Origin of the sequence: Salmonella sp. SAL04214 (assembly GCF_046550615.1) — a bacterium.
GTDB lineage: Bacteria > Pseudomonadota > Gammaproteobacteria > Enterobacterales > Enterobacteriaceae > Salmonella > Salmonella enterica.
Genome location: NZ_JBGDXT010000006.1, coordinates 204,717 through 225,742, shown reverse-complemented (window position 1 = coordinate 225,742; position 21,026 = coordinate 204,717). Strand labels below are relative to the sequence as shown.

Genomic DNA, 21,026 nt, shown 5'->3' with positions numbered 1-21,026 from the left:
CAGCCCCCATGTAAACGTGACACAGACAAAAGAGAGCGACGCCATGTCCGTACAGAACATTGTCAATATTAATGAATCCAACCTGCAGCAGACCTTAGAGCAGTCCATGACCACGCCGGTACTGTTCTATTTCTGGTCTGAACGCAGCCAACACTGTCTGCAATTAACGCCAGTGCTGGAAAGTCTGGCTGCCCAGTACCACGGTCAGTTTATTCTGGCAAAGCTGGACTGCGACGCCGAACAGATGATCGCCGCTCAGTTTGGGCTGCGCGCCATCCCGACAGTCTATCTGTTCCAGAATGGCCAACCGGTCGATGGTTTCCAGGGACCGCAGCCGGAAGAGGCGATCCGCGCTCTGCTGGATAAAGTACTGCCGCGCGAAGAAGAGCTAAAGGCGCAACAAGCGATGCAGTTAATGCAGGAGGGCAACTACATTGACGCTCTGCCGTTGCTCAAAGACGCCTGGCAGCTCTCTTCGCAGAACAGTGAGATTGGCCTGTTACTGGCGGAAGCGCAAATTGCGCTGAACCGTTCTGAAGAGGCCGAAGCGGTGTTAAAAACTATCCCGCTACAGGATCAGGATACCCGTTATCAGGGGCTGGTTGCGCAGATCGAACTGCTTAAACAGGCGGCGGATACGCCGGAAATTCAGCAACTTCAGCAGCAAGTCGCGGAGAATCCGCAGGATGCGGCTTTGGCAACGCAACTGGCGTTGCAGTTGCACCAGGTCGGACGTAATGAAGAAGCGCTGGAATTGCTGTTCAGCCATCTGAGAAAAGATCTTGCCGCCGCCGAGGGACAGACGCGCAAAACCTTCCAGGAGATCCTTGCCGCGCTCGGCACCGGCGACGCGCTGGCGTCGAAATACCGCCGCCAGTTGTACGCGCTACTGTATTAATCCTCTCTTGCCTGATGGCGCGCTTATCTGGCCTACCTGTCGTCCTCAGGCCGGATAAGGCGCTTGCGCCATCATCCGGCAACTATCATGATTTCTTGAGCGGCATCACTACCAACTGATGACGCGAATTATAGAACTTCCGGTAGGTTAAATAGCAGGCAATGATGGTAGACAGGCTGGCTGTCGACAACAGCATAAACGTTACCATAATTTGATATTTAATCGCTTTTACCGGATCGATCCCGGCAAAAATCAGCCCGGACATCATCCCCGGCAGGCTCACCAGCCCAACGGTCTTTGCCGAGTCGATCGTCGGGATAAGCGATGCGCGGATACTATCGCGGATAAGCCCGGCGGAGGCCATTTTCGGCGTTGCGCCCAAACTTAACTTTTCCTGGATTTGCTGCTGCTCGCTGTGAAAACGCAGCCCCAGTTGGTTGTAGCACAGCCCTACCGCCACCATCGCATTGCCGGCGACCATGCCAGCGATGGGAATCACCTGCATCGGCGCAAATTCAATCGAACCGGTAAGCACCAGTACCGTCAGCGTTAGCCCGGCACCGACGGTGATGGCGATAAACGAGGAGAGAAATGCCTTATCGATATATTTACTGCGCTTTTGCGCGTTCCATGCGGCGTTAAAACAGATGAACAGCACCATCAGTAGCGTCAGGGCGGCATGATTAACGCCAAAGATGTATTTCAGTACATAGCCGACAATAATGAGCTGTATCACCGCCCGGCATACGCTCCACAGAATATCTTTTTCCAGCGCCAGCTTTTCCTTGTGACTGATGAGCATCGCGACCACCACCAGCAGCATCGATAACGCCAGCGAGGTATTGGTAATATTATGCTCGTTCATAACGCGCCTCCTGCATCTCTCCGGCAGATGGCGTTAACGTTATCACCTTATCCGCGTGTTGAATTTCATCTTTATCATGCGTTACCCACAAGACAGCGACCTGCTTATCGCGAACATAGCGATGAATAATATCATTCACATTCCGTTTGTTATGTTCATCCAGCGCGCTGGTTATTTCGTCGAGTAACAGTATTTTCGGCAGAAACTGTAGATTACGAATTAGAGCAATACGCTGTTTTTCCCCGCCGGAAAGCGCGGCAATCGGTTTTTGCAGAATCGTCTCCGGCAGTTCAAAACGCGCCAGATCGTCTGCGAAGGCTGTCGGCTGCGGGCGCTGATGGCGAATTTGCCAGGGAAAAATCAGGTTATCGTAAACCGTATCGCCAAATAGCGCTGGCGTCTGAGCGCAATAAGAAACCTGCTGGCGATAGGCTTCCGGACTCAGAGTAGTAATATCCTGCCCCTCAAAAAGAATCATGCCGATATCAGGGCTTATTAACGAGGCCACCATTTTCAACAACGTACTTTTTCCGCAGCCAGAAGGACCGGTAATTAACTTAAATTCGCCGCGTTGCAGCGTAAAACTGATGTTATTCACTATTTTTGTCGTCGCAGTCCGGTAACCGACCTGCTTTAACTCAAGCAACATGCTACGTTCTGTCATTTATTGCGCATCCGTTGTTCATATTTTTATAGCGATAGTGTATCCCTGTAATTAATAAGGGGGGAACATGCTTTACTGAATCAGGTATAATTCGCTTAATTCGTCAGCAAAATCGGTTTATGGACAACGCAACAGGAGGTTTAGCTATGCTCATTCTTATCCCTATTCTCATTTTCGTCGCGCTGGTGATCGTCGGCGCGGGCGTCAAAATCGTTCCGCAGGGATACCAGTGGACGGTGGAGCGCTTTGGACGTTACACCAAAACCCTGCAGCCGGGATTAAGCCTTGTTGTACCGTTTATGGACAGAATTGGCCGCAAGATCAATATGATGGAGCAAGTGCTGGATATTCCGTCGCAGGAGGTTATCTCAAAAGATAACGCCAACGTCACTATCGATGCGGTCTGTTTTATTCAGGTTATCGATGCGCCGCGCGCCGCCTATGAAGTCAGCAACCTGGAACTGGCGATCATTAACCTGACCATGACCAATATCCGTACGGTGCTCGGTTCGATGGAGCTGGATGAAATGCTCTCCCAGCGCGACAGCATCAACACGCGGCTGCTGCATATTGTCGATGAAGCCACCAACCCGTGGGGAATTAAAGTTACCCGTATCGAAATTCGCGATGTCCGCCCGCCCGCGGAATTGATCTCCTCGATGAACGCCCAGATGAAAGCGGAACGTACCAAACGCGCCTATATCCTTGAGGCCGAAGGGGTACGTCAGGCGGAAATCCTGAAAGCCGAGGGGGAAAAACAGTCGCAGATTCTGAAAGCCGAAGGCGAACGTCAGTCCGCTTTCCTGCAGGCGGAAGCGCGCGAACGTTCCGCCGAAGCGGAAGCCCGCGCTACGCAGATGGTGTCTGAAGCCATCGCCGCCGGGGATATTCAGGCGATAAACTACTTTGTGGCGCAGAAATACACCGAAGCGTTACAGCAAATCGGCTCGGCGAATAACAGCAAAGTGGTCATGATGCCGCTGGATGCCAGCAGTCTGATGGGCGCTATCGCCGGGATCAGCGAGCTGGTTAAGGACAGCGCCAGCGAACGGAAAAAAGCATGATAGCGATGATTCTGGTGCATCCGCATATCTTCTGGCTTAGCCTCGGCGGCCTGTTGTTGGCTGCGGAAATGCTCGGCGGTAACGGCTATTTGCTGTGGAGCGGCGTGGCGGCAGTGATTACCGGCTTAACCGTCTGGCTCTTACCGCTCGGCTGGGAATGGCAGGGCGTGCTGTTTGCGGCCTTAACGTTGCTGGCGGCCTGGCTTTGGTGGCGCTGGCTGGCGCGTCGCGTGCGGGAACAGAAGCCGACCGACAGCCGCCTTAACCAACGCGGACAACAACTGGTAGGCCGCCGGTTTATGCTTGATGCCGCGTTAGTGAACGGACGGGGTCATATGCGTGTCGGCGACAGCTCGTGGCCGGTATGCGCTGACGAAGACCTGCGCGCAGGTACGCATGTCGAAGTGATCGCCGTGGAAGGCATCACCTTACGCATTCGTGCCGTTTAATCAACGTGGCTTTTGCGCCTTGTGATGACAGCAGCCGGAAAGATTATCAATAATCGGGCAGTCGGCGCTGTCATCGCCGGGACAACTCTCCGCCAGCGCCAGCAGTTGATCGCGCATTGATTGCAGCTCGCTGATATGGCGCTCGATCTCCGTGACCTTTTCCAGCGTCCGCTTTTTCACATCTGCGCTATGGCGTCGCGGATCGTTAAACAGATTGACCAGTTCGCCACACTCTTCCAGATTAAACCCCACCTGCCTCGCCTGTCGCAGCAACGTCAGCTCGTTTAAATGCTTCTGCGTGTAGGTGCGATAACCATTTTCGCTACGTAATGGCGGCGTCACCAGACCTTTCTCTTCATAAAACCTAATGGCTTTGCTGGTTAAACCGGTTTTTTTCGCCACATCGCTAATATTCATATTTCCCCCTTGACCTTAACCTTGCTGGAAGGTTTAACCTTTATCACAGTGAGTCACTACGATTACTAAGGTCAATGAATTGATGACCAATCATAAAGGAGTTTTTACTATGTCTCAAACTATCGACCTGACCCTGGACGGTTTGTCCTGCGGTCATTGCGTTAAACGCGTGAAAGAAAGTCTTGAACAACGTCCGGATGTTGAGCTGGCGGACGTCACCGTAACCGAAGCGCACGTTACCGGTACCGCCAGTGCGGACGCGTTAATTGAAACCATCAAACAAGCCGGGTATGGCGCGACGTTAAGCCACCCAAAGGCTAAACCGCTGACGGAGTCATCAATCCCGTCGGAAGCACTGGCAGCGGTTCCTCATGAGCTTCCGGTAGCGACGGCCGATGAAGAAAGCCAACAGTTGCTGTTAAGCGGCATGAGCTGCGCCAGTTGTGTCACCCGCGTACAACATGCGCTACAAAGCGTACCGGGCGTCACGCAGGCACGGGTAAACCTGGCGGAACGCACTGCGCTGGTGATGGGCAGCGCGTCCGCCGCTGATTTAGTGCAGGCGGTGGAAAAAGCTGGCTACGGCGCAGAGGCGATTGAAGATGACATCAAACGCCGCGAGCGCCAGCAGGAAACCGCCATCGCCACTATGAAACGTTTTCGCTGGCAGGCCATCGTCGCCCTGGCGGTCGGTATACCGGTCATGGTCTGGGGGATGATCGGCGATAACATGATGGTGACCGGCGACAACCGCAGCCTGTGGCTGGCTATTGGCCTGATCACGCTTGCGGTGATGGTCTTTGCGGGCGGTCACTTTTACCGTAACGCGTGGAAAAGCCTGCTGAACGGCACGGCGACGATGGATACGCTGGTGGCGCTCGGCACCGGGGTCGCCTGGCTCTACTCCATGAGCGTCAACCTGTGGCCGCAGTGGTTCCCGATGGAAGCGCGGCACCTCTATTACGAAGCCAGCGCGATGATTATCGGTCTGATTAATCTCGGACACATGCTGGAAGCGCGCGCCCGTCAGCGTTCCTCAAAAGCGCTGGAAAAATTACTCGATCTCACCCCGCCCACCGCACGCGTCGTGACAGAAGACGGCGAAAAAAGCGTCCCGCTGGCGGACGTTCAGCCAGGGATGCTGCTGCGGCTCACTACCGGCGATCGCGTGCCGGTGGATGGCGAAATTACCCAGGGCGAAGCGTGGCTTGATGAAGCCATGCTGACCGGCGAACCTATTCCGCAGCAAAAAGGCGAAGGCGACAGCGTTCATGCCGGCACCGTCGTCCAGGACGGCAGCGTCCTGTTCCGCGCCAGCGCGGTGGGCAGCCATACCACGCTGTCACGCATTATTCGCATGGTACGCCAGGCGCAAAGCAGTAAACCGGAAATTGGCCAACTGGCCGATAAAATCTCCGCGGTATTCGTTCCCGTCGTCGTGGCCATTGCGCTGTTCAGCGCCGCTATCTGGTATTTCTTCGGGCCGGCGCCGCAAATTGTTTATACGCTGGTCATCGCCACCACCGTACTGATTATCGCCTGCCCTTGCGCATTAGGCCTGGCGACGCCAATGTCGATTATTTCCGGCGTAGGCCGCGCTGCCGAATTCGGCGTGCTGGTACGCGACGCCGATGCCCTGCAACGCGCCAGTACGCTGGATACCCTCGTTTTTGATAAAACCGGGACGCTGACGGAAGGCAAGCCGCAAGTGGTGGCGGTAAAAACCTTTAACGGCGTTGATGAAGCTCAGGCATTACGTCTGGCAGCCGCGCTCGAACAAGGCTCCAGCCACCCGCTGGCCCATGCGATTCTGGAAAAAGCCGGCGACGATAAACTGCCGCAGGTGAACGGTTTCAGAACTCTGCGCGGACTGGGCGTCAGCGGTGAAGCGGAAGGCCATCAACTGCTTCTGGGGAACCAGGCGTTGCTGAACGAACAGCACGTCGCCACGGATGATATGACGGCGGAAATCACCGCGCAGGCCTCGCAAGGCTCGACTCCGGTCCTGCTGGCGATTGACGGTAAAGCGGCGGCGTTACTGGCGGTACGCGATCCATTGCGCAGCGATAGTATTGCCGCGCTTGAACGCCTGCACAACGCCGGATACCGTCTGGTAATGCTCACCGGGGATAACCCAACGACGGCTAACGCGATTGCCAAAGAAGCGGGTATTGACGAAGTCATTGCGGGCGTTCTGCCGGATGGCAAAGCCGATGCGATTAAACGTCTGCAAAGCCAGGGTCGTCAGGTTGCGATGGTCGGCGATGGTATCAACGATGCGCCCGCGCTGGCGCAGGCGGACGTCGGTATCGCGATGGGCGGCGGCAGCGATGTGGCGATTGAAACTGCGGCGATTACGCTGATGCGCCATAGTCTAATGGGCGTGGCGGATGCGCTGGCCATTTCGCGCGCGACGTTGCGCAATATGAAGCAAAACCTGCTTGGCGCATTTATCTACAACAGCATTGGTATCCCGGTGGCCGCCGGTATTCTGTGGCCGTTTACCGGTACCTTGTTAAACCCGGTAGTAGCGGGCGCGGCAATGGCGCTGTCTTCCATTACCGTCGTCAGCAATGCCAACCGGCTATTGCGCTTTAAACCGAAAGCGTAAAAAGTCCTATCAGGCAGCATCAGCTGCCTGATATATTATTAAGTCATCAGTAATTTACCGTATCAATATATAAAAATTTAACCGCACATCCTGTAGAAAAATAAAAATCAACATTTTATAATGTTTTTTTGAATCATAAGGATGTGTTATTTATGTTTAGAAAAGCAGTTACGCTTCTTTTCCTGCTTTCTCCCGCCGTCAGTTATGCAGGGTTATTTGATTCCACTCCAGAGTTAAAATGTGGCAACGATAATGCAGTCACGGCGGCAAAAGAATGGATTTACAATGAAGCATTAGGTCGTTTACAGCAAGACTATATTAAAGAGCCCTCCACGCTTTTCTTCGATATCCCCCAGACTCAATACGAGCAACAACTCCGGGCTATTCCTGTTCAATTCAGTGATGTAATCACGCAGAACCCTCAACCAGAAAATGCCAACCTACGAACTTGCTCGGCTACCGTCGCCATGGGTATTCCTCAGCCATTATTTAAATTAATGAAAGACTTACCAAATACTCTATTCTATATTTCACAAGGGGATGGACAGGTAATAAACAATACGGTGACCTGGAAACAGGTTAACTACAATATTCAGCTAGCAGACAACAACAAAGATATTGTTGTCACCTCTGTGCAAAAAACCGATAAATTGGCGCGATCTATTTATGTAATGGCAAGAATAACGGTATCTGGTGATAGCATTATAAAGAAAAAAAATAACTCACTGATTGAAATCGCAGCAAAGAAATTTGAGAGTAGAGATCGCGAGCTTAATCAGGTCTGGAAATCGCTACCCGCCTCTGCCCGAACGGCATTAAAACAAGAACAGCGAGTCTGGGTGACCAAAAAAGAGCAGCAGTGCGGCAAACTTAGCGATGCAAAATCCGAGGCCATACCTGCTGAGAAGCGCATCAGTATTTATAAATGCCAGCTTGAAATGACCATCGCCAGAACGGCCTATCTCGACGGCAGCGAATAACCCGACCGTTCGTTGACGTCCCGTCAGGGCGCATTGCGCCCTTTTCTCCAACGCGCTAGCATGAGCTTTTTCAAAGGGAGCGCGTATGGAGTTATTAAATCAACTTAAACGTTTATGGCGCGCGCTGCGTGGTACCCCAAATAGTTGGCCTGCTATCGATCTCTCCCTGCCCGGCGGTCGTCATCTGCATCTGGTTGGCAGTATTCATATGGGGACACGCGATATGGCTCCTCTTCCAGCAAAGCTGGTGAAAAAGCTACGCCAGGCCGACGCGCTGGTCGTTGAAGCGGATATTTCCGGTAACGAAACGCCATTCAGTAATCTCCCCAAATGCCCGCCGTTGGTCGAACGTCTCAGCGCCGGGCAGCTAAGCGCACTGGAAAAACGGGTCAGCGAGTTGGGTATGCCGCTGATCCATTTTGATAATCAACCTTTATGGCAGATAGCTATGGTGCTACAGGCCACGCAGGCGCAACGGCTGGGATTGCGCCCGGACTATGGCATTGATTATCAGCTATTACAGGCTGCCCGCGAAATGTCGCTGCCGGTGCAAGAGCTGGAAGGGGCGAAACACCAGCTCGAACTACTCTGCGATCTGCCCGATGGCGGGATGGCGCTGCTCGACGACACGCTGACGCACTGGCACACCAACGCACGGCTTTTGCAGGTGATGATCGGCTGGTGGCTTGAACAGCCGCCGACCAGCGTCGGCGCTTCGCTCCCCAGAACGTTTAGCCAACCGCTGTATGATGTACTGATGGTAAAACGCAATGAAGCCTGGCGCGACGCGCTGCTGGCACTGCCGCCGGGGCGCTACGTGGTAGCCGTAGGGGCGCTACATCTGTACGGCGAAGGCAACCTACCGCAAATATTGAAATAAAAAAATGGCCAATATCGCTATTGGCCCGTCAAAGAGGAATTTCATCGTTATTATTATCCCGACGCTTTCGCTTCGGATCTTCAGATTGTCGCTCAAAGTTGCCGCAACTGCCAAGACCTAATGCACAAGATTATACTATTTTTTAGTCCGCTTTCGGGCGTATGCTGATGGCAAATCACGTCTGTAGTAAGAAGGAACGTTATGACACCCGCAGTTAAGTTACTCGAAAAAAACAAGATTCCGTTTAACATTCACACCTACGATCACGATCCGAATGAAACTAACTTTGGCGATGAAGTGGTGCGTAAGCTCGGGCTAAACGCCGATCAGGTGTATAAAACGCTTTTGGTTGCCGTGAATGGCGATATGAAGCAACTGGCCGTCGCCGTGACGCCTGTAGCCGGACAGCTGGATTTGAAAAAAGTCGCCAAAGCTCTGGGCGCGAAAAAGGTCGATATGGCCGACCCGATGGTGGCGCAACGCACCACGGGATATCTGGTCGGCGGGATCAGTCCGCTGGGACAGAAGAAACGGCTGCCTACGCTGATTGACGCGCCAGCCCGCACGTTTGCCACTATTTATGTTTCCGGTGGTAAACGCGGGCTGGATATTGAACTGGCGGCTGACGATTTGGCCGCCATACTGGGGGCTAAATTCGCTGATATCGCGCGTCGGGATTAAGCCTGCGTAAAATACATTGCCGGATAGCGGCGCAAACGCCTTATCCGGCCTACAGCAGACATAATCCGTAGGCCTTAAGGCTGCGCGCCATCAGGCAGTGATGGCTATCCGTACCGCTACAACCAGCTCACCTCGCCTTTTGGCGTAAACGCCGCCGCATCCAGCGGTGAATTTTGCTGAATAAACTCTTTCAGCACTTCCGCATCAATAAACCCGGTATTCACGTATCCCGGTTTGTTATCGATGCGCGGATAACCATCGCCGCCCGTGGCGTTGAAACTCAGCGTCGCCATGCGGTAGGTTTTGGCCGGATCAACAGGCTCGCCTTTGATTTTCAGATCGGTGAGCTTGCCCTCTTTGGCGACAAAGCTCACATTGGCGAACTGTGGATAGGCGCCGGAGTCCGGTTTCATCTGTGCTACGGCGGTGAGATAATCAACTACCTCTTTGCCGCTCATATCGGCATACACCACAATGTTGCCGAACGGCTGTACCTTGAGCACGCTTTTATAGGTAATATCTCCCGCCTCAATCGAGTCGCGAATACCGCCGCCGCTCATCACGCCAAAATCGGCGCCGGTGCGCGCGATCTGCGCAGCCAGAATCACCCGTCCCATATTGGTCTGGACAAATCTGACCTTACTGCGATCGCCTTCAAGAAGGCCATTCACGCTACCAATTTTCACCTCCAGTTGCGCTTTACCTTTATTCTGGAACGGCGTTAATAACGAGAGCATTTGCGGATTTTCGGCGATTTCCGGCGTGTAAAGTACACGCTCGCTTTTCCCGTTATCCCAGGTCACTTTTTTCTTGAGATTTACCGGAATAAGCTGGTAGTTAACCATTTTCATCTCGCCGTTACGGAATTCGAAATCCGCGCGGCCCACATATTTACCCCACTCATGCGCCTGCACGATCCAGATGCCATTTTGCTTATCCGGCGCGCAGGGAGTTCCCGGTACGTAATTCACCTGTTTTTTATTTTCCGACGCCATGCATACCGGGTCTTGTGAGTGACCGCCCACAATCATCGCCAGCGAACCGGCAGGCAGGCTACGCGCCATCTCAACGTCGCCCGGCGCATTCGAACCGTGATCGCCGTTGTCATAATGTCCCATATGCGTGGTCGCGATAATCACGTCCGGTTTTTCATTCATATTAAGTTCCTGAATCACCACCTTTGCTTCTTCAGCAGGTTTACGAAACTCAATATCGGTGAAATATTCCGGGTTGCCTATTTTCGCCGTGTCATCGGTGGTTAAGCCGATTACCGCGATTTTTATATCCTGGCGTGTAAAAATAGCCCACGGCTTAAACAGACGCTCGCCGGTACTTTTTTGATAAATATTGGCGGAAAGAAAGGGAAACTTCGCCCACTTTTCCTGCTGGCGCAATACGGTGAGCGGGTTATCAAATTCATGATTACCAACGGCCATAGCGTCGTAGCCAATCAGATTCATCCCGCGGAAATCAGGCTCCGCATCCTGGAGATCGGATTCCGGCACCCCGGTATTAATGTCGCCGCCGGATAACAACAGGACGCTTCCCCCCTCTTGCGCCACCTCTTTACGGATACTGTCCACCAGCGTTTTTTGCGCCGCCAGACCATATTCGCCATATTCGCTGCGCCAGAAGTGACCGTGGTGATCGTTGGTATGCAGGATAGTAATTTTATAGGTTTTATCTTTTTCGTAAGCCTGTGCAGGCTGAGTCGTCAGCGCGAACGCCGCCAGTAACGCCAGCGCCACACCCCGTTTCAAAAATTTCATCTTTCTCTCCCTGACTCAATATCAACCGCAGAAATTACCTTTCCTTGCAATAATAGACAAATATGTTTTCAGAATTGAGACTTCCTTCAAACACATTTCACAGGTATGTTAGGCAAGTAATAATTACACATCCTACTATCTCCAACATCGCATAAAATTTAAGTGACTTTCTATGGCCATGAGTGAACCAACCCAGCCGTTAGCCGGCGCGCCCGCAGCGGCCGCTAAAGCACGTACTTCGTTTGGTATTTTGGGCGCGATCAGTCTTTCCCATCTGCTGAACGATATGATCCAGTCGCTAATCTTAGCCATTTATCCCCTGTTGCAGGCGGAGTTTTCGCTGACTTTCGTCCAGATAGGTTTGATCACCCTGACGTTCCAGCTCGCCTCATCGCTACTGCAACCGGTCGTCGGCTACTGGACGGATAAATATCCCATGCCGTGGTCGCTGCCTGTCGGCATGTGTTTTACCCTGAGCGGGCTGGTACTGCTGGCAATGGCGGGAAGTTTTGGCGGCGTATTGCTCGCTGCGGCGCTGGTGGGTACCGGCTCGTCCGTTTTTCACCCGGAATCGTCCCGCGTGGCGCGCATGGCCTCCGGCGGACGTCATGGTCTGGCGCAGTCTATCTTCCAGGTCGGCGGTAACTTCGGCAGTTCATTGGGCCCGCTGCTGGCCGCCGTGATTATCGCGCCCTATGGCAAAGGGAATGTCGCCTGGTTTGTGCTGGCTGCGCTGCTGGCGATCGTGGTGCTGGCGCAGATCAGCCGCTGGTATGCAGCCCAGCACCGGATAGCGAAAGGCAAGCCAAAAGCGATAATCGCTAACCCGCTGCCGCGCAATAAAGTCGTGCTGGCGGTCAGCGTATTATTGCTACTCATTTTCTCGAAATATTTCTATATGGCGAGCATCAGTAGCTACTACACCTTTTATCTGATGCAAAAATTCGGATTATCAATACAAAACGCGCAGCTCCATCTGTTTGCCTTCCTGTTTGCGGTGGCTGCCGGGACGGTAATCGGCGGGCCGGTGGGCGATAAAATCGGCAGGAAATATGTGATTTGGGGCTCTATTCTCGGCGTCGCGCCGTTTACCCTTGTTTTACCCTACGCCACGCTGTACTGGACGGGGATTTTAACGGTGATTATCGGCTTTATTCTCGCGTCGGCGTTTTCCGCCATTCTGGTGTATGCCCAGGAGTTGCTGCCAGGACGCATCGGTATGGTTTCCGGCCTGTTTTTCGGGTTTGCCTTCGGGATGGGAGGCCTGGGCGCAGCGGTGCTGGGGCTGATTGCCGACCATACCAGTATCTATTTAGTTTATAAAATCTGTGCTTTCCTGCCGCTTCTGGGGATACTGACCATATTCTTACCTGATAATCGACATAAATCGTGATTTTATGGCGGTTAAAGGTACGCTTTAACCGCCTGTACATCCCGATGCCATCATGCTTTGTCCATCCCATACTTATCACTTTTACGTTCCGTGCTCTTTTTGCCTTCAGATCGTATCTTTTTATAAAACACAACCATTTTTTATAAACATCCTGATTGAAATTGTCATAAACTATTACCCGGAGTTTTGGAGTCCAGCAACCAAAGGAGACGGAATGCATCACGCTACCCCGCTTATCACCACCATTGTCGGCGGCCTTGTGCTCGCTTTTATTCTCGGCATGATTGCCAACAAATTGCGTATTTCTCCACTGGTGGGATATCTGTTAGCGGGCGTTCTGGCGGGACCTTTTACCCCGGGTTTTGTTGCGGATACCAAACTGGCGCCGGAGCTGGCGGAGCTCGGCGTGATTCTATTGATGTTCGGCGTCGGGCTGCATTTTTCGCTGAAGGATTTGATGGCGGTAAAGTCTATCGCCATTCCCGGCGCTGTCGCTCAGATAGCGGTGGCGACGCTGCTGGGTATGGCGCTTTCCGCCGTGCTGGGATGGTCATTAATGACCGGCATCGTTTTTGGGCTCTGTCTGTCTACCGCCAGTACCGTCGTCCTGCTGCGCGCGCTTGAGGAGCGACAACTCCTTGATAGCCAGCGCGGGCAAATCGCCATCGGCTGGCTGATTGTCGAAGATCTGGTGATGGTGCTGACGCTGGTCTTGCTGCCCGCCGTTGCCGGCATGGTGGAAAAAGGCGATGTCGGCATAGCCTCGCTGACAGTCGATATGGGGATAACCATTGGTAAAGTGGTGGCGTTTATCGCCATCATGATGCTGGTAGGACGCCGCCTGGTGCCGTGGATTATGGCCCGCAGCGCTGCCACCGGCTCGCGCGAATTATTTACCCTTTCCGTACTGGCGCTGGCGTTAGGCATTGCGTTTGGCGCGGTAGAACTGTTTGACGTCTCTTTTGCGCTGGGCGCGTTCTTCGCTGGAATGGTGCTTAATGAGTCGGAACTGAGTCACCGGGCGGCGCACGATACGTTGCCGCTGCGCGACGCCTTTGCCGTCCTGTTTTTTGTTTCCGTCGGCATGTTGTTCGATCCGTTAGTCTTGATCCAACAGCCGCTGGCGGTGCTGGCGACGCTTGCCATTATCGTCTTTGGTAAATCGATCGCTGCGTTTTTCCTGGTGCGTATGTTCGGCCACTCGCCGCGAACCGCGCTGACCATTGCCGCCAGCCTGGCGCAAATCGGCGAGTTCGCCTTTATTCTCGCCGGACTCGGCATGGCGCTCAACCTGCTGCCGCAGGCGGGACAGAACCTGGTGCTGGCAGGCGCTATTTTGTCGATTATGCTTAATCCCGTACTGTTTACCCTGCTGGAGAAGTATCTGGCGAAAACCGAAACGCTGGAAGAGCAAACTCTGGAAGAGGCTATCGAAGAAGAGAAGCAAATTCCGGTGGATATCTGTAATCATGCCCTGCTGGTGGGTTTTGGCCGCGTAGGCAGTCTGCTGGGAGAAAAATTACTGGCGGCGGGGATTCCGCTGGTGGTTATCGAAACGTCCCGTACCCGCGTGGATGAACTGCGCGAACGCGGGATTCGCGCCGTGCTGGGCAACGCCGCTAACGAAGAAATCATGAATCTGGCGCATCTGGACTGCGCCCGCTGGCTGTTATTGACCATCCCCAACGGTTACGAAGCCGGTGAGATTGTCGCCTCAGCGCGGGAAAAAAGTCCTGATATCGAGATAATCGCCCGCGCGCACTATGATGATGAAGTGAAATATATTACCGAGCGGGGAGCTAATCAGGTAGTGATGGGCGAGCGAGAAATTGCCCGGGCGATGCTGGAACTGCTTGAAACGCCGCCCGCGGGTGAAGTCGTCGCCAGTTAAGGGTTTGCCGGACGGCCCGATGCGCGCAGCGCCATCGGGCAAGCCAGATTAGCGATCCCAGTACGACTCTTCCAGGCTGTCCTCACGTTCCGGCAGCCCGCGTGTCAGACGCGGAGAATGCTGGTTCAGTACCTGATAACTGACACGGTTAGCATATTTACACACCTGCGCCAGCGACGAATAGGTCAGCCAGGTGAATTTGTGCTTACTGGAGTTCGGTACGTTGCTACGATGGTAACTGTTCGCCGTAATATCGTGCAGCAGCGCCGCCAGCGCGCCATCGCCCGCGCCGTTGGTGTTCATGATTTTTTCCGGCCCGCCCATATACGGCGCAATATGCGAATAAACGCGCAGCGGATTAGTACAATCTTTATGGCGCATTGCCCGGCTAAATTCATACTGGTTAAATTCAGCAATAGCCCCCGGCAGCAGCGGATGCTGGGTTTTACGTTTTGCTTCCTCTTCGGTGAAGCCCGCCATATATAACCCTATCGGCCCGGCGGTGCATAACACCAGGTCGACCCAGTCCAGCGCCTTATCCGCCGCCAGCAGCGGGTCGTTTTCGCCGGTCAGCGCTTCCGCTTCTTCTTCGTTCATTGCCAGAATCGAGACATTCTCTTTGAGAAACGCCTGCCACCACTGCGGATTATCGGCGATCACAAATTTGGTGCCCAGCGTCATGACAACCGGCACGTTATGCTTTTTCGCGTATTCGATCGCTTTCATCGTCGCGTCAGGCATCGGTTCGCCAGGCTTACAGCGCACCAGATATGAGGTCAACACCAGCGCGGAAGCGCCAGCGATCACCGCTTCCGGAATACTTTCCGCCCGTAACTGATTCATATGGCCGGGGCTGATAGCGAAGGTACGCTCGCCGGATTCGCCAATTAGCGTGAAACAGCGGCCAATCGGGCCATCTACCGCTTGCAGATAATTCAGGTCGGTACGGCTGGAAGTATTACACAGGTAACGATAAGCGTAGCTGCCAATCTCAATGTTGCTGCACATCACGCCCAGTAACACCGAACGGTCATCCGCCAGTACCGAGTAATTGTGCATCGTATTGCCTATGGTGCCGCCAGCAAACTGATGGGTGATCAGATTTTCCCGCGTCAGTTCCTGATACAGCTTCTCCGCCACCTCGTCTTCTATCACCAGAGAATGCCCGGCGCTTAATCCATAGCGTGTAATAAAATCGTCATCCACTTTCGCCTCAATATCCACCAACGTCTGGTCGATACCGACGACCCAGGAGGCGTTGGTTTCCTGTTCTGGCTGAATTTGTTGCAACAACGGGTCACGCGCATTGACGGGAAAATAGTGTTTGGATTTACGTTTACCGGGAAATTTCATGATTGTGCTTACGGATGAATAACGGAGCGCTGCATGGTAGCACATTCCCCCTGCTGCGCGCGACGGACGATGGCGTTTCAATATCGGACGACGAGATCGCAGTTTCTCCAGCCGCGTTTTTTACAATGGTTCACTTTCACAAGGAGCGTTTTATGAAGCTGGAAAATAAAATTCCCGTACTCACCCGACTGTCTGACGAAATGAAAGCCGTCGTAAACTTCCAGCAACCAGGCCTTCCCCCCTGGCCTGCCGATGGCGATATTGAGACCCAGCGTCAATATTATCTTCTTGAGCGCCGTTTCTGGAATGCCGACGCGCCGTCCATGACCACCCGCACCTGCGTCGTCCCTACGCCTTATGGCGATGTAACAACCCGGCTCTACTCGCCGCAGCCGACCAGTCAGGCCACCTTATACTATCTGCACGGCGGCGGATTTATCCTCGGTAATCTGGATACGCATGACCGGATAATGCGTCTGCTGGCGCGTTATACCGGCTGCACCGTGATCGGTATTGATTATTCGCTGTCGCCGCAAGCGCGTTATCCGCAGGCCATTGAAGAAACCGTCGCGGTATGCAGCTACTTCTCTCAACATGCCGATGAATACTCGCTCAACGTGGAGAAAATCGGTTTCGCCGGAGATTCCGCAGGCGCCATGCTGGCGCTTGCCAGCGCGCTCTGGCTACGTGATAAGCACATTCGCTGCGGTAACGTTATCGCGATTCTGTTGTGGTATGGGCTGTATGGGTTGCAAGATTCGGTAAGCCGCCGTCTGTTCGGCGGCGCGTGGGACGGCCTGACGCGTGAAGATCTGGACATGTACGAAAAGGCCTATCTGCGTAACGATGAAGATCGGGAATCGCCCTGGTATTGTCTGTTTAATAACGATCTCACGCGCGATGTGCCGCCCTGCTTTATTGCCAGCGCGGAGTTTGATCCGCTCATTGATGACAGCCGCTTGCTGCACCAGACATTACAGGCGCACCAGCAGCCCTGCGAATACAAAATGTATCCCGGCACGCTGCACGCCTTTCTGCACTATTCGCGAATGATGACAATCGCCGACGATGCCTTGCAGGACGGCGCACGCTTCTTTATGGCGAGGATGAAGACGCCGCGTTAACGGTACGGCGCCGTGAGTTTCAGCATCATATCAATATGTTCCGGCGTCGCGTTCAGCGCCGGAATGTACGCATATTTTTTACCGCCCGCTTCAAGGAAAATCTCGCGATTCTGTTCCGCTATCTCTTCCAGCGTCTCCAGACAATCCGCGGCAAACCCCGGACACATGACCTGAATATGGCCCGTCCCCTTTTCACCCAACATTTTTAGCGTTTCATCGGTGTACGGCGTCAGCCACGGTTCACGGCCAAAGCGCGACTGGAACGTCATCATTACCTTTTCCGGCGGCAGTCCCAATGCGGAAACCAGTTCGCGCGTGGTATCGCGACAGCGCTGCGGGTAGTCATCGCCTTCATCCGCATAACGTTGTGGAATGCCGTGATAAGAGAGCAGAAGCACATCCGGCTCGCCGTGTCTGGCGAACGACTCACGCGCGCTTTTCGCCAGCGCATCGATATAAGCGCCGTCATCCGCGTAATCGCGAATAAATGAGATACCGGGAATACGACGTTTACGCGCCAGTATCCGCCCCAGTTCGTCCCAGACTGCGCCCACCGTTGAGCAAGAGTATTGCGGGTACAACGGCAGCACGACGATATGGTCGACGTCGCTTGCTAACAGTTCATCGACAGCGCTTTCCAGCGAGGGCGAGCCGTAGCTCATCCCCAGCGCGACGGGCGTGTCTGGCAACCGCGCGGCCAGCGCCTGTTGCTGTTCGCGGCTATATACCATGAGCGGCGAACCGCCATCCATCCAGATAGATTGATAAAGTTTCGCGACGCGCGGCGAACGCAGCGGTAAAATAACGCCACGCAGCAGCGGCCACCACAGCAGACGAGGAGTATCCACCACGCGTCTGTCGCTTAAAAATTGTTTCAGGTAGCGCTTTACCGCTTCGGGAGTTGGGGCATCTGGCGTGCCAAGGTTAGCCAGCAGGATACCGGTTTTCGTCTGACGCATTGCCGCCTCTTATCTATTCAAATTGTTGATAATTGTAGCGGAAAAGTGATAAAGAAGAACTAATTGCTGCGAGAGGTAAGACGAGAATTTGCCGAATGGCGCTAACGATGCCAGTAGGCCGGATAAGGCGTTCAGGCCGCCATCCGGCACCGATTGCCTGATGGCGTTAGCTTATCAGGCTTGCGGGATAACAGCAGGCCTGATAAGTGCTTCACTACGCGAAAAAATTAACCGAGGATTTTTTCCAGCGCTGCGCGCACGTCGGCAACGGCCTGCGTACCGTCAACTTTAGCGTATTTGGTGTTGCCCGCTTCCGCTTCTTTCTGGTAGTAGCCAATCAGCGGCGCGGTCATCTGATGATATTCCACCAGACGTTTGCGAACGGTCTCTTCCTGATCGTCTTTACGGGTGGTCAGATCTTCGCCGGTGACGTCATCTTTGCCTTCCACTTTCGGCGGATTAAACTTTACGTGGTAAACGCGGCCAGAGGCGGCGTGTACGCGACGACCCACAATACGGTCAACGATCAGTTCGTCCGGTACGTCGAATTCCAGCACGTAATCCACGACAATACCCGCTTCTTTCATCGCGTCAGCCTGCGGGATCGTGCGCGGGAAACCGTCCAGCAGAAAACCGTTACGGCAGTCTTCCTGGGCGATACGCTCTTTAACCAGCGCAATCACCAGTTCATCGGTCACCAGTTTACCGGCGTCCATGATATCTTTCGCCTGTTTGCCCAACTCGGAGCCTGATTTCACTGCGGCGCGCAGCATATCGCCAGTGGAGATTTGCGGAATACCATATTTCTCCATGATGAACTGAGCCTGAGTTCCTTTACCCGCGCCCGGAGCGCCAAGCAGAATAATACGCATTACGAAAATCCCCTCAAAGGTTGTCGATATTTTTTAAAAAGCGCTAAACGATACCACCATCACGCATTTCGCTCAAGGAAGCCGCCTGATGCTGAAACGGTTAACGAAGAGAAATCCAGAAAAGAGAAGGTATTATAAAAAATGCCGGATGGCGCTGGCGCTTATCCGGCCTACAAACAGTACCCGTCCGTAGGCCGGATAAGATGCTTCGCGTCGCTATCCGGCAATCAGATGAGCGTTATCAGGACACCAGCAACTGGTTCATACGGCGGATAAACTGGTTCGGATCTTCCAGCGTACCGCGTTCAGCGAACAGCGCCTGATCCAGCAGCAGCTCGACCCACTCTTTAAACTGCGCTTCATCCTCGGTATCGGCAGTGCGTTTAACCAGCACATGATCCGGGTTGAGCTCAAAGATGTATTTCACTTCCGGCACGGACTGACCGGCCGCGGCGAACAGTTTCGCCATCTGGGTGCTCATTTCATCCGCATCGGTGGTGACAATCGCCGGCGTATCGGTTAAACGGTGCGTCAGACGCACCTCTTTCACGCGATCGCCCAGCAGGGTTTTGACACGCTCCACGAACGGCTCAAGCGCCTTTTCCGCTTCTTTCGCGTTTTCGTCGACTTCATCCGCCAGTTTTTCGATGGACTCATCGGCTTTAGCGACCGACTGGAATGCTTTACCGTCAAACTCGGTCAGGTAGTTCATCATCCACTCATCGATGCGATCGGAGAGCAGCAGCACTTCGATGCCTTTCTTACGCAGCAGCTCCAGGTGCGGGCTGTTTTTCGCCGCCGCATAGCTGTCTGCGGTGATGTAGTAGATTTTTTCCTGCCCTTCTTTCATCCGGGAGACGTAATCTTCCAGCGACACGGTCTGGGCGGAAGAGTCGGTATGGGTGGAGGCAAAGCGCAACAGTTTAGCGATCGCTTCCTGGTTGGCGTGATCTTCCGCCGGACCTTCTTTCAGCACCAGACCGAACTGTTTCCAGAAAGTTTGGTATTTTTCCGCGTCGTCTTTCGCCAGTTTTTCCAGCATTTGCAGGACGCGTTTGGTCAGAGCGCTACGCAGATTACGCGTTACCGTGCTGTCCTGCAGGATTTCACGGGAGACGTTCAACGGCAGGTCATTAGAATCAATCAGGCCGCGCACGAAACGCAGATAGTTCGGCATGAACTGCTCGGCATCGTCCATAATGAACACGCGCTGTACGTACAACTTCAGACCATGTTTGTGATCGCGGTTCCACAGATCCCACGGTGCCTGCGACGGGATATACAGCAGGCTGGTGTACTCCTGCTTACCTTCCACGCGGTTGTGGCTCCAGGTCAGCGGATCGGTGAAATCATGCGCGATGTGCTTGTAAAACTCGTTGTACTCGTCGTCTTTAATTTCCGACTTGTTGCGGGTCCACAACGCCTGAGCCTTGTTGATTTTCTCCCAGGAAATCACGGTTTCGCCGTCTTTTTCTTCCCGTTTTTCAATCTCTACCGGCAATGCGATGTGATCGGAATATTTACTGATAATCGAGCGTACGCGCCAGTCATCGAGGAATTCATCTTCGCCTTCACGCAGGTGTAAGGTGATTTCCGTACCACGGTCATTTTTGGTGATATCGGCAACGGTGTATTCGCCTTCACCTGCCGATTCCCAGAACACGCCATTTTCCGGCTTGTCGCCTGCCGCACGAGTACGTACGGTCACTTTATCGGCCACAATAAACGCGGAGTAGAAGCCTACGCCAAACTGACCAATGAGCTGGCTATCTTTCGCCTGATCGGACCCCATTGATTCGAGGAAAGATTTGGTGCCGGACTTGGCAATGGTGCCTAAGTGGTCAATCACCTCATCACGATTCATCCCCACGCCGTTATCGGCAATGGTCAACGTACGCTTATCTTTATCGAAAGAGACGCGCACACGCAGCTCGCCATCTCCTTCATACAGGTCCGGGTTTGACAGAGCGCGGAAACGCAGCTTGTCCGCCGCATCTGAGGCGTTAGAGATGAGTTCACGCAGGAAGATTTCTTTATTGGAATAAAGAGAATGGATCATCAGATGCAGAAGCTGTTTAACTTCTGACTGAAAACCACGCGTTTCTTGTCCTTTCATGTGGATAGACCTCAACAATGCCATTTTTAATGGTAAAAAT

General features: G+C 53.6%; 18 protein-coding genes. 10 read left to right on the top strand and 8 right to left on the bottom strand.

Going from position 1 to position 21,026, the window contains the following annotated elements; translation table 11 throughout:
- Positions 1 to 43: 43 nt before the first annotated feature.
- A complete protein-coding gene (gene cnoX, locus ACLJQD_RS12900; RefSeq protein WP_000116060.1) occupies positions 44 to 898 on the top strand; it encodes a chaperedoxin in 855 nt (284 codons plus the stop codon).
- An 85-nt stretch (positions 899 to 983) separates the two neighbouring features.
- On the opposite strand, the gene fetB is transcribed toward cnoX, so the two are convergent.
- On the bottom strand, positions 984 to 1,763 hold the full coding sequence (fetB, locus tag ACLJQD_RS12895; RefSeq protein WP_001002130.1) for an iron efflux ABC transporter permease subunit FetB: 780 nt from the start codon (positions 1,761 to 1,763) through the stop codon (positions 984 to 986).
- Entirely contained in the window at positions 1,750 to 2,427 is a 678-nt protein-coding gene (fetA, locus tag ACLJQD_RS12890; protein ID WP_000140186.1) for an iron efflux ABC transporter ATP-binding subunit FetA, read from the bottom strand. The genes fetB and fetA overlap by 14 nt, the downstream gene beginning before the upstream one ends.
- 146 nt (positions 2,428 to 2,573) lie before the next feature.
- Between fetA and ACLJQD_RS12885 the strand changes: the two genes are divergently transcribed.
- Together ACLJQD_RS12885 and ACLJQD_RS12880 are read left to right on the top strand one after the other, a co-directional pair.
- Positions 2,574 to 3,491 carry an SPFH domain-containing protein gene (locus ACLJQD_RS12885; protein WP_000906146.1) on the top strand — a complete coding sequence of 306 codons (918 nt, stop codon included), beginning with the start codon at positions 2,574 to 2,576 and terminating at the stop codon, positions 3,489 to 3,491.
- Positions 3,488 to 3,940, top strand: a complete 453-nt coding sequence (locus ACLJQD_RS12880; protein WP_000561177.1) for an NfeD family protein — start codon at positions 3,488 to 3,490, stop codon at positions 3,938 to 3,940. The genes ACLJQD_RS12885 and ACLJQD_RS12880 overlap by 4 nt, the downstream gene beginning before the upstream one ends.
- On the opposite strand, the gene cueR is transcribed toward ACLJQD_RS12880, so the two are convergent.
- Positions 3,941 to 4,357: a Cu(I)-responsive transcriptional regulator gene (cueR, locus tag ACLJQD_RS12875; RefSeq protein ID WP_017441711.1), complete on the bottom strand. Its 417-nt coding sequence runs from the start codon at positions 4,355 to 4,357 to the stop codon at positions 3,941 to 3,943.
- 109 nt (positions 4,358 to 4,466) lie between these two features.
- On the opposite strand from cueR, the gene copA reads away from it, so the two are divergent.
- From copA to ybaK, 4 genes are all read left to right on the top strand, one after another.
- Positions 4,467 to 6,968: a copper-exporting P-type ATPase CopA gene (copA, locus tag ACLJQD_RS12870; protein WP_000083910.1), complete on the top strand. Its 2,502-nt coding sequence runs from the start codon at positions 4,467 to 4,469 to the stop codon at positions 6,966 to 6,968.
- Positions 6,969 to 7,120: 152 nt separating this feature from the next.
- Complete coding sequence (locus ACLJQD_RS12865; protein WP_017441710.1) at positions 7,121 to 7,948, top strand: lysozyme inhibitor LprI family protein; 828 nt, start codon at positions 7,121 to 7,123, stop codon at positions 7,946 to 7,948.
- An 85-nt stretch (positions 7,949 to 8,033) separates the two neighbouring features.
- Positions 8,034 to 8,828 (top strand): TraB/GumN family protein, encoded by a 795-nt coding sequence (locus ACLJQD_RS12860; RefSeq protein ID WP_000421861.1) that lies wholly within the window; start codon positions 8,034 to 8,036, stop codon positions 8,826 to 8,828.
- Positions 8,829 to 9,029: 201 nt separating this feature from the next.
- Entirely contained in the window at positions 9,030 to 9,509 is a 480-nt protein-coding gene (ybaK, locus tag ACLJQD_RS12855) for a Cys-tRNA(Pro)/Cys-tRNA(Cys) deacylase YbaK (protein WP_000186618.1), read from the top strand.
- Positions 9,510 to 9,625: 116 nt separating this feature from the next.
- On the opposite strand, the gene ushA is transcribed toward ybaK, so the two are convergent.
- On the bottom strand, positions 9,626 to 11,278 hold the full coding sequence (ushA, locus tag ACLJQD_RS12850; RefSeq protein WP_000670398.1) for a bifunctional UDP-sugar hydrolase/5'-nucleotidase UshA: 1,653 nt from the start codon (positions 11,276 to 11,278) through the stop codon (positions 9,626 to 9,628).
- 172 nt (positions 11,279 to 11,450) lie between these two features.
- Here ushA and ACLJQD_RS12845 point away from each other — a divergent pair, with 172 nt between their 5' ends.
- Positions 11,451 to 12,671, top strand: a complete 1,221-nt coding sequence (locus ACLJQD_RS12845; RefSeq protein WP_001251594.1) for an MFS transporter — start codon at positions 11,451 to 11,453, stop codon at positions 12,669 to 12,671.
- 214 nt (positions 12,672 to 12,885) lie between these two features.
- The gene (gene ybaL / locus ACLJQD_RS12840) at positions 12,886 to 14,562 is read left to right on the top strand and encodes a YbaL family putative K(+) efflux transporter (protein ID WP_000546209.1); all 1,677 of its coding nucleotides are present in this window, start codon (positions 12,886 to 12,888) and stop codon (positions 14,560 to 14,562) included.
- Between the two features lie 48 nt (positions 14,563 to 14,610).
- Here ybaL and gsk read toward each other — a convergent pair whose 3' ends face one another.
- Positions 14,611 to 15,915, bottom strand: a complete 1,305-nt coding sequence (gsk, locus tag ACLJQD_RS12835) for an inosine/guanosine kinase (protein WP_000671593.1) — start codon at positions 15,913 to 15,915, stop codon at positions 14,611 to 14,613.
- A gap of 152 nt (positions 15,916 to 16,067) precedes the next feature.
- On the opposite strand from gsk, the gene aes reads away from it, so the two are divergent.
- On the top strand, positions 16,068 to 17,039 hold the full coding sequence (gene aes, locus ACLJQD_RS12830; RefSeq protein ID WP_017441709.1) for an acetyl esterase: 972 nt from the start codon (positions 16,068 to 16,070) through the stop codon (positions 17,037 to 17,039).
- Here aes and hemH read toward each other — a convergent pair.
- The 3 genes from hemH to htpG all read right to left on the bottom strand — a co-directional run bounded on the left by hemH (position 17,036) and on the right by htpG (position 20,986).
- The gene (gene hemH, locus ACLJQD_RS12825; RefSeq protein WP_001250078.1) at positions 17,036 to 17,998 is read right to left on the bottom strand and encodes a ferrochelatase; all 963 of its coding nucleotides are present in this window, start codon (positions 17,996 to 17,998) and stop codon (positions 17,036 to 17,038) included. The genes aes and hemH overlap by 4 nt on opposite strands.
- Before the next feature lie 227 nt (positions 17,999 to 18,225).
- Entirely contained in the window at positions 18,226 to 18,870 is a 645-nt protein-coding gene (gene adk / locus ACLJQD_RS12820; RefSeq protein WP_001220237.1) for an adenylate kinase, read from the bottom strand.
- A gap of 241 nt (positions 18,871 to 19,111) precedes the next feature.
- Positions 19,112 to 20,986 carry a molecular chaperone HtpG gene (gene htpG, locus ACLJQD_RS12815; RefSeq protein WP_001523272.1) on the bottom strand — a complete coding sequence of 625 codons (1,875 nt, stop codon included), beginning with the start codon at positions 20,984 to 20,986 and terminating at the stop codon, positions 19,112 to 19,114.
- Between the last annotated feature and the right edge of the window lie 40 nt (positions 20,987 to 21,026).

Coding starts and splice junctions, on each gene's coding strand:
- htpG (WP_001523272.1), bottom strand. CDS start 20,986: ATGAAAGGACAAGAAACGCGTGGTTTTCAGTCAGAAGTTAAACAGCTT.
- fetB (WP_001002130.1), bottom strand. CDS start 1,763: ATGAACGAGCATAATATTACCAATACCTCGCTGGCGTTATCGATGCTG.
- ybaL (WP_000546209.1), top strand. CDS start 12,886: ATGCATCACGCTACCCCGCTTATCACCACCATTGTCGGCGGCCTTGTG.
- cnoX (WP_000116060.1), top strand. CDS start 44: ATGTCCGTACAGAACATTGTCAATATTAATGAATCCAACCTGCAGCAG.
- ACLJQD_RS12860 (WP_000421861.1), top strand. CDS start 8,034: ATGGAGTTATTAAATCAACTTAAACGTTTATGGCGCGCGCTGCGTGGT.
- copA (WP_000083910.1), top strand. CDS start 4,467: ATGTCTCAAACTATCGACCTGACCCTGGACGGTTTGTCCTGCGGTCAT.
- cueR (WP_017441711.1), bottom strand. CDS start 4,357: ATGAATATTAGCGATGTGGCGAAAAAAACCGGTTTAACCAGCAAAGCC.
- ACLJQD_RS12845 (WP_001251594.1), top strand. CDS start 11,451: ATGGCCATGAGTGAACCAACCCAGCCGTTAGCCGGCGCGCCCGCAGCG.
- ACLJQD_RS12865 (WP_017441710.1), top strand. CDS start 7,121: ATGTTTAGAAAAGCAGTTACGCTTCTTTTCCTGCTTTCTCCCGCCGTC.
- ushA (WP_000670398.1), bottom strand. CDS start 11,278: ATGAAATTTTTGAAACGGGGTGTGGCGCTGGCGTTACTGGCGGCGTTC.
- fetA (WP_000140186.1), bottom strand. CDS start 2,427: ATGACAGAACGTAGCATGTTGCTTGAGTTAAAGCAGGTCGGTTACCGG.
- ybaK (WP_000186618.1), top strand. CDS start 9,030: ATGACACCCGCAGTTAAGTTACTCGAAAAAAACAAGATTCCGTTTAAC.
- gsk (WP_000671593.1), bottom strand. CDS start 15,915: ATGAAATTTCCCGGTAAACGTAAATCCAAACACTATTTTCCCGTCAAT.
- adk (WP_001220237.1), bottom strand. CDS start 18,870: ATGCGTATTATTCTGCTTGGCGCTCCGGGCGCGGGTAAAGGAACTCAG.
- hemH (WP_001250078.1), bottom strand. CDS start 17,998: ATGCGTCAGACGAAAACCGGTATCCTGCTGGCTAACCTTGGCACGCCA.
- ACLJQD_RS12885 (WP_000906146.1), top strand. CDS start 2,574: ATGCTCATTCTTATCCCTATTCTCATTTTCGTCGCGCTGGTGATCGTC.
- aes (WP_017441709.1), top strand. CDS start 16,068: ATGAAGCTGGAAAATAAAATTCCCGTACTCACCCGACTGTCTGACGAA.
- ACLJQD_RS12880 (WP_000561177.1), top strand. CDS start 3,488: ATGATAGCGATGATTCTGGTGCATCCGCATATCTTCTGGCTTAGCCTC.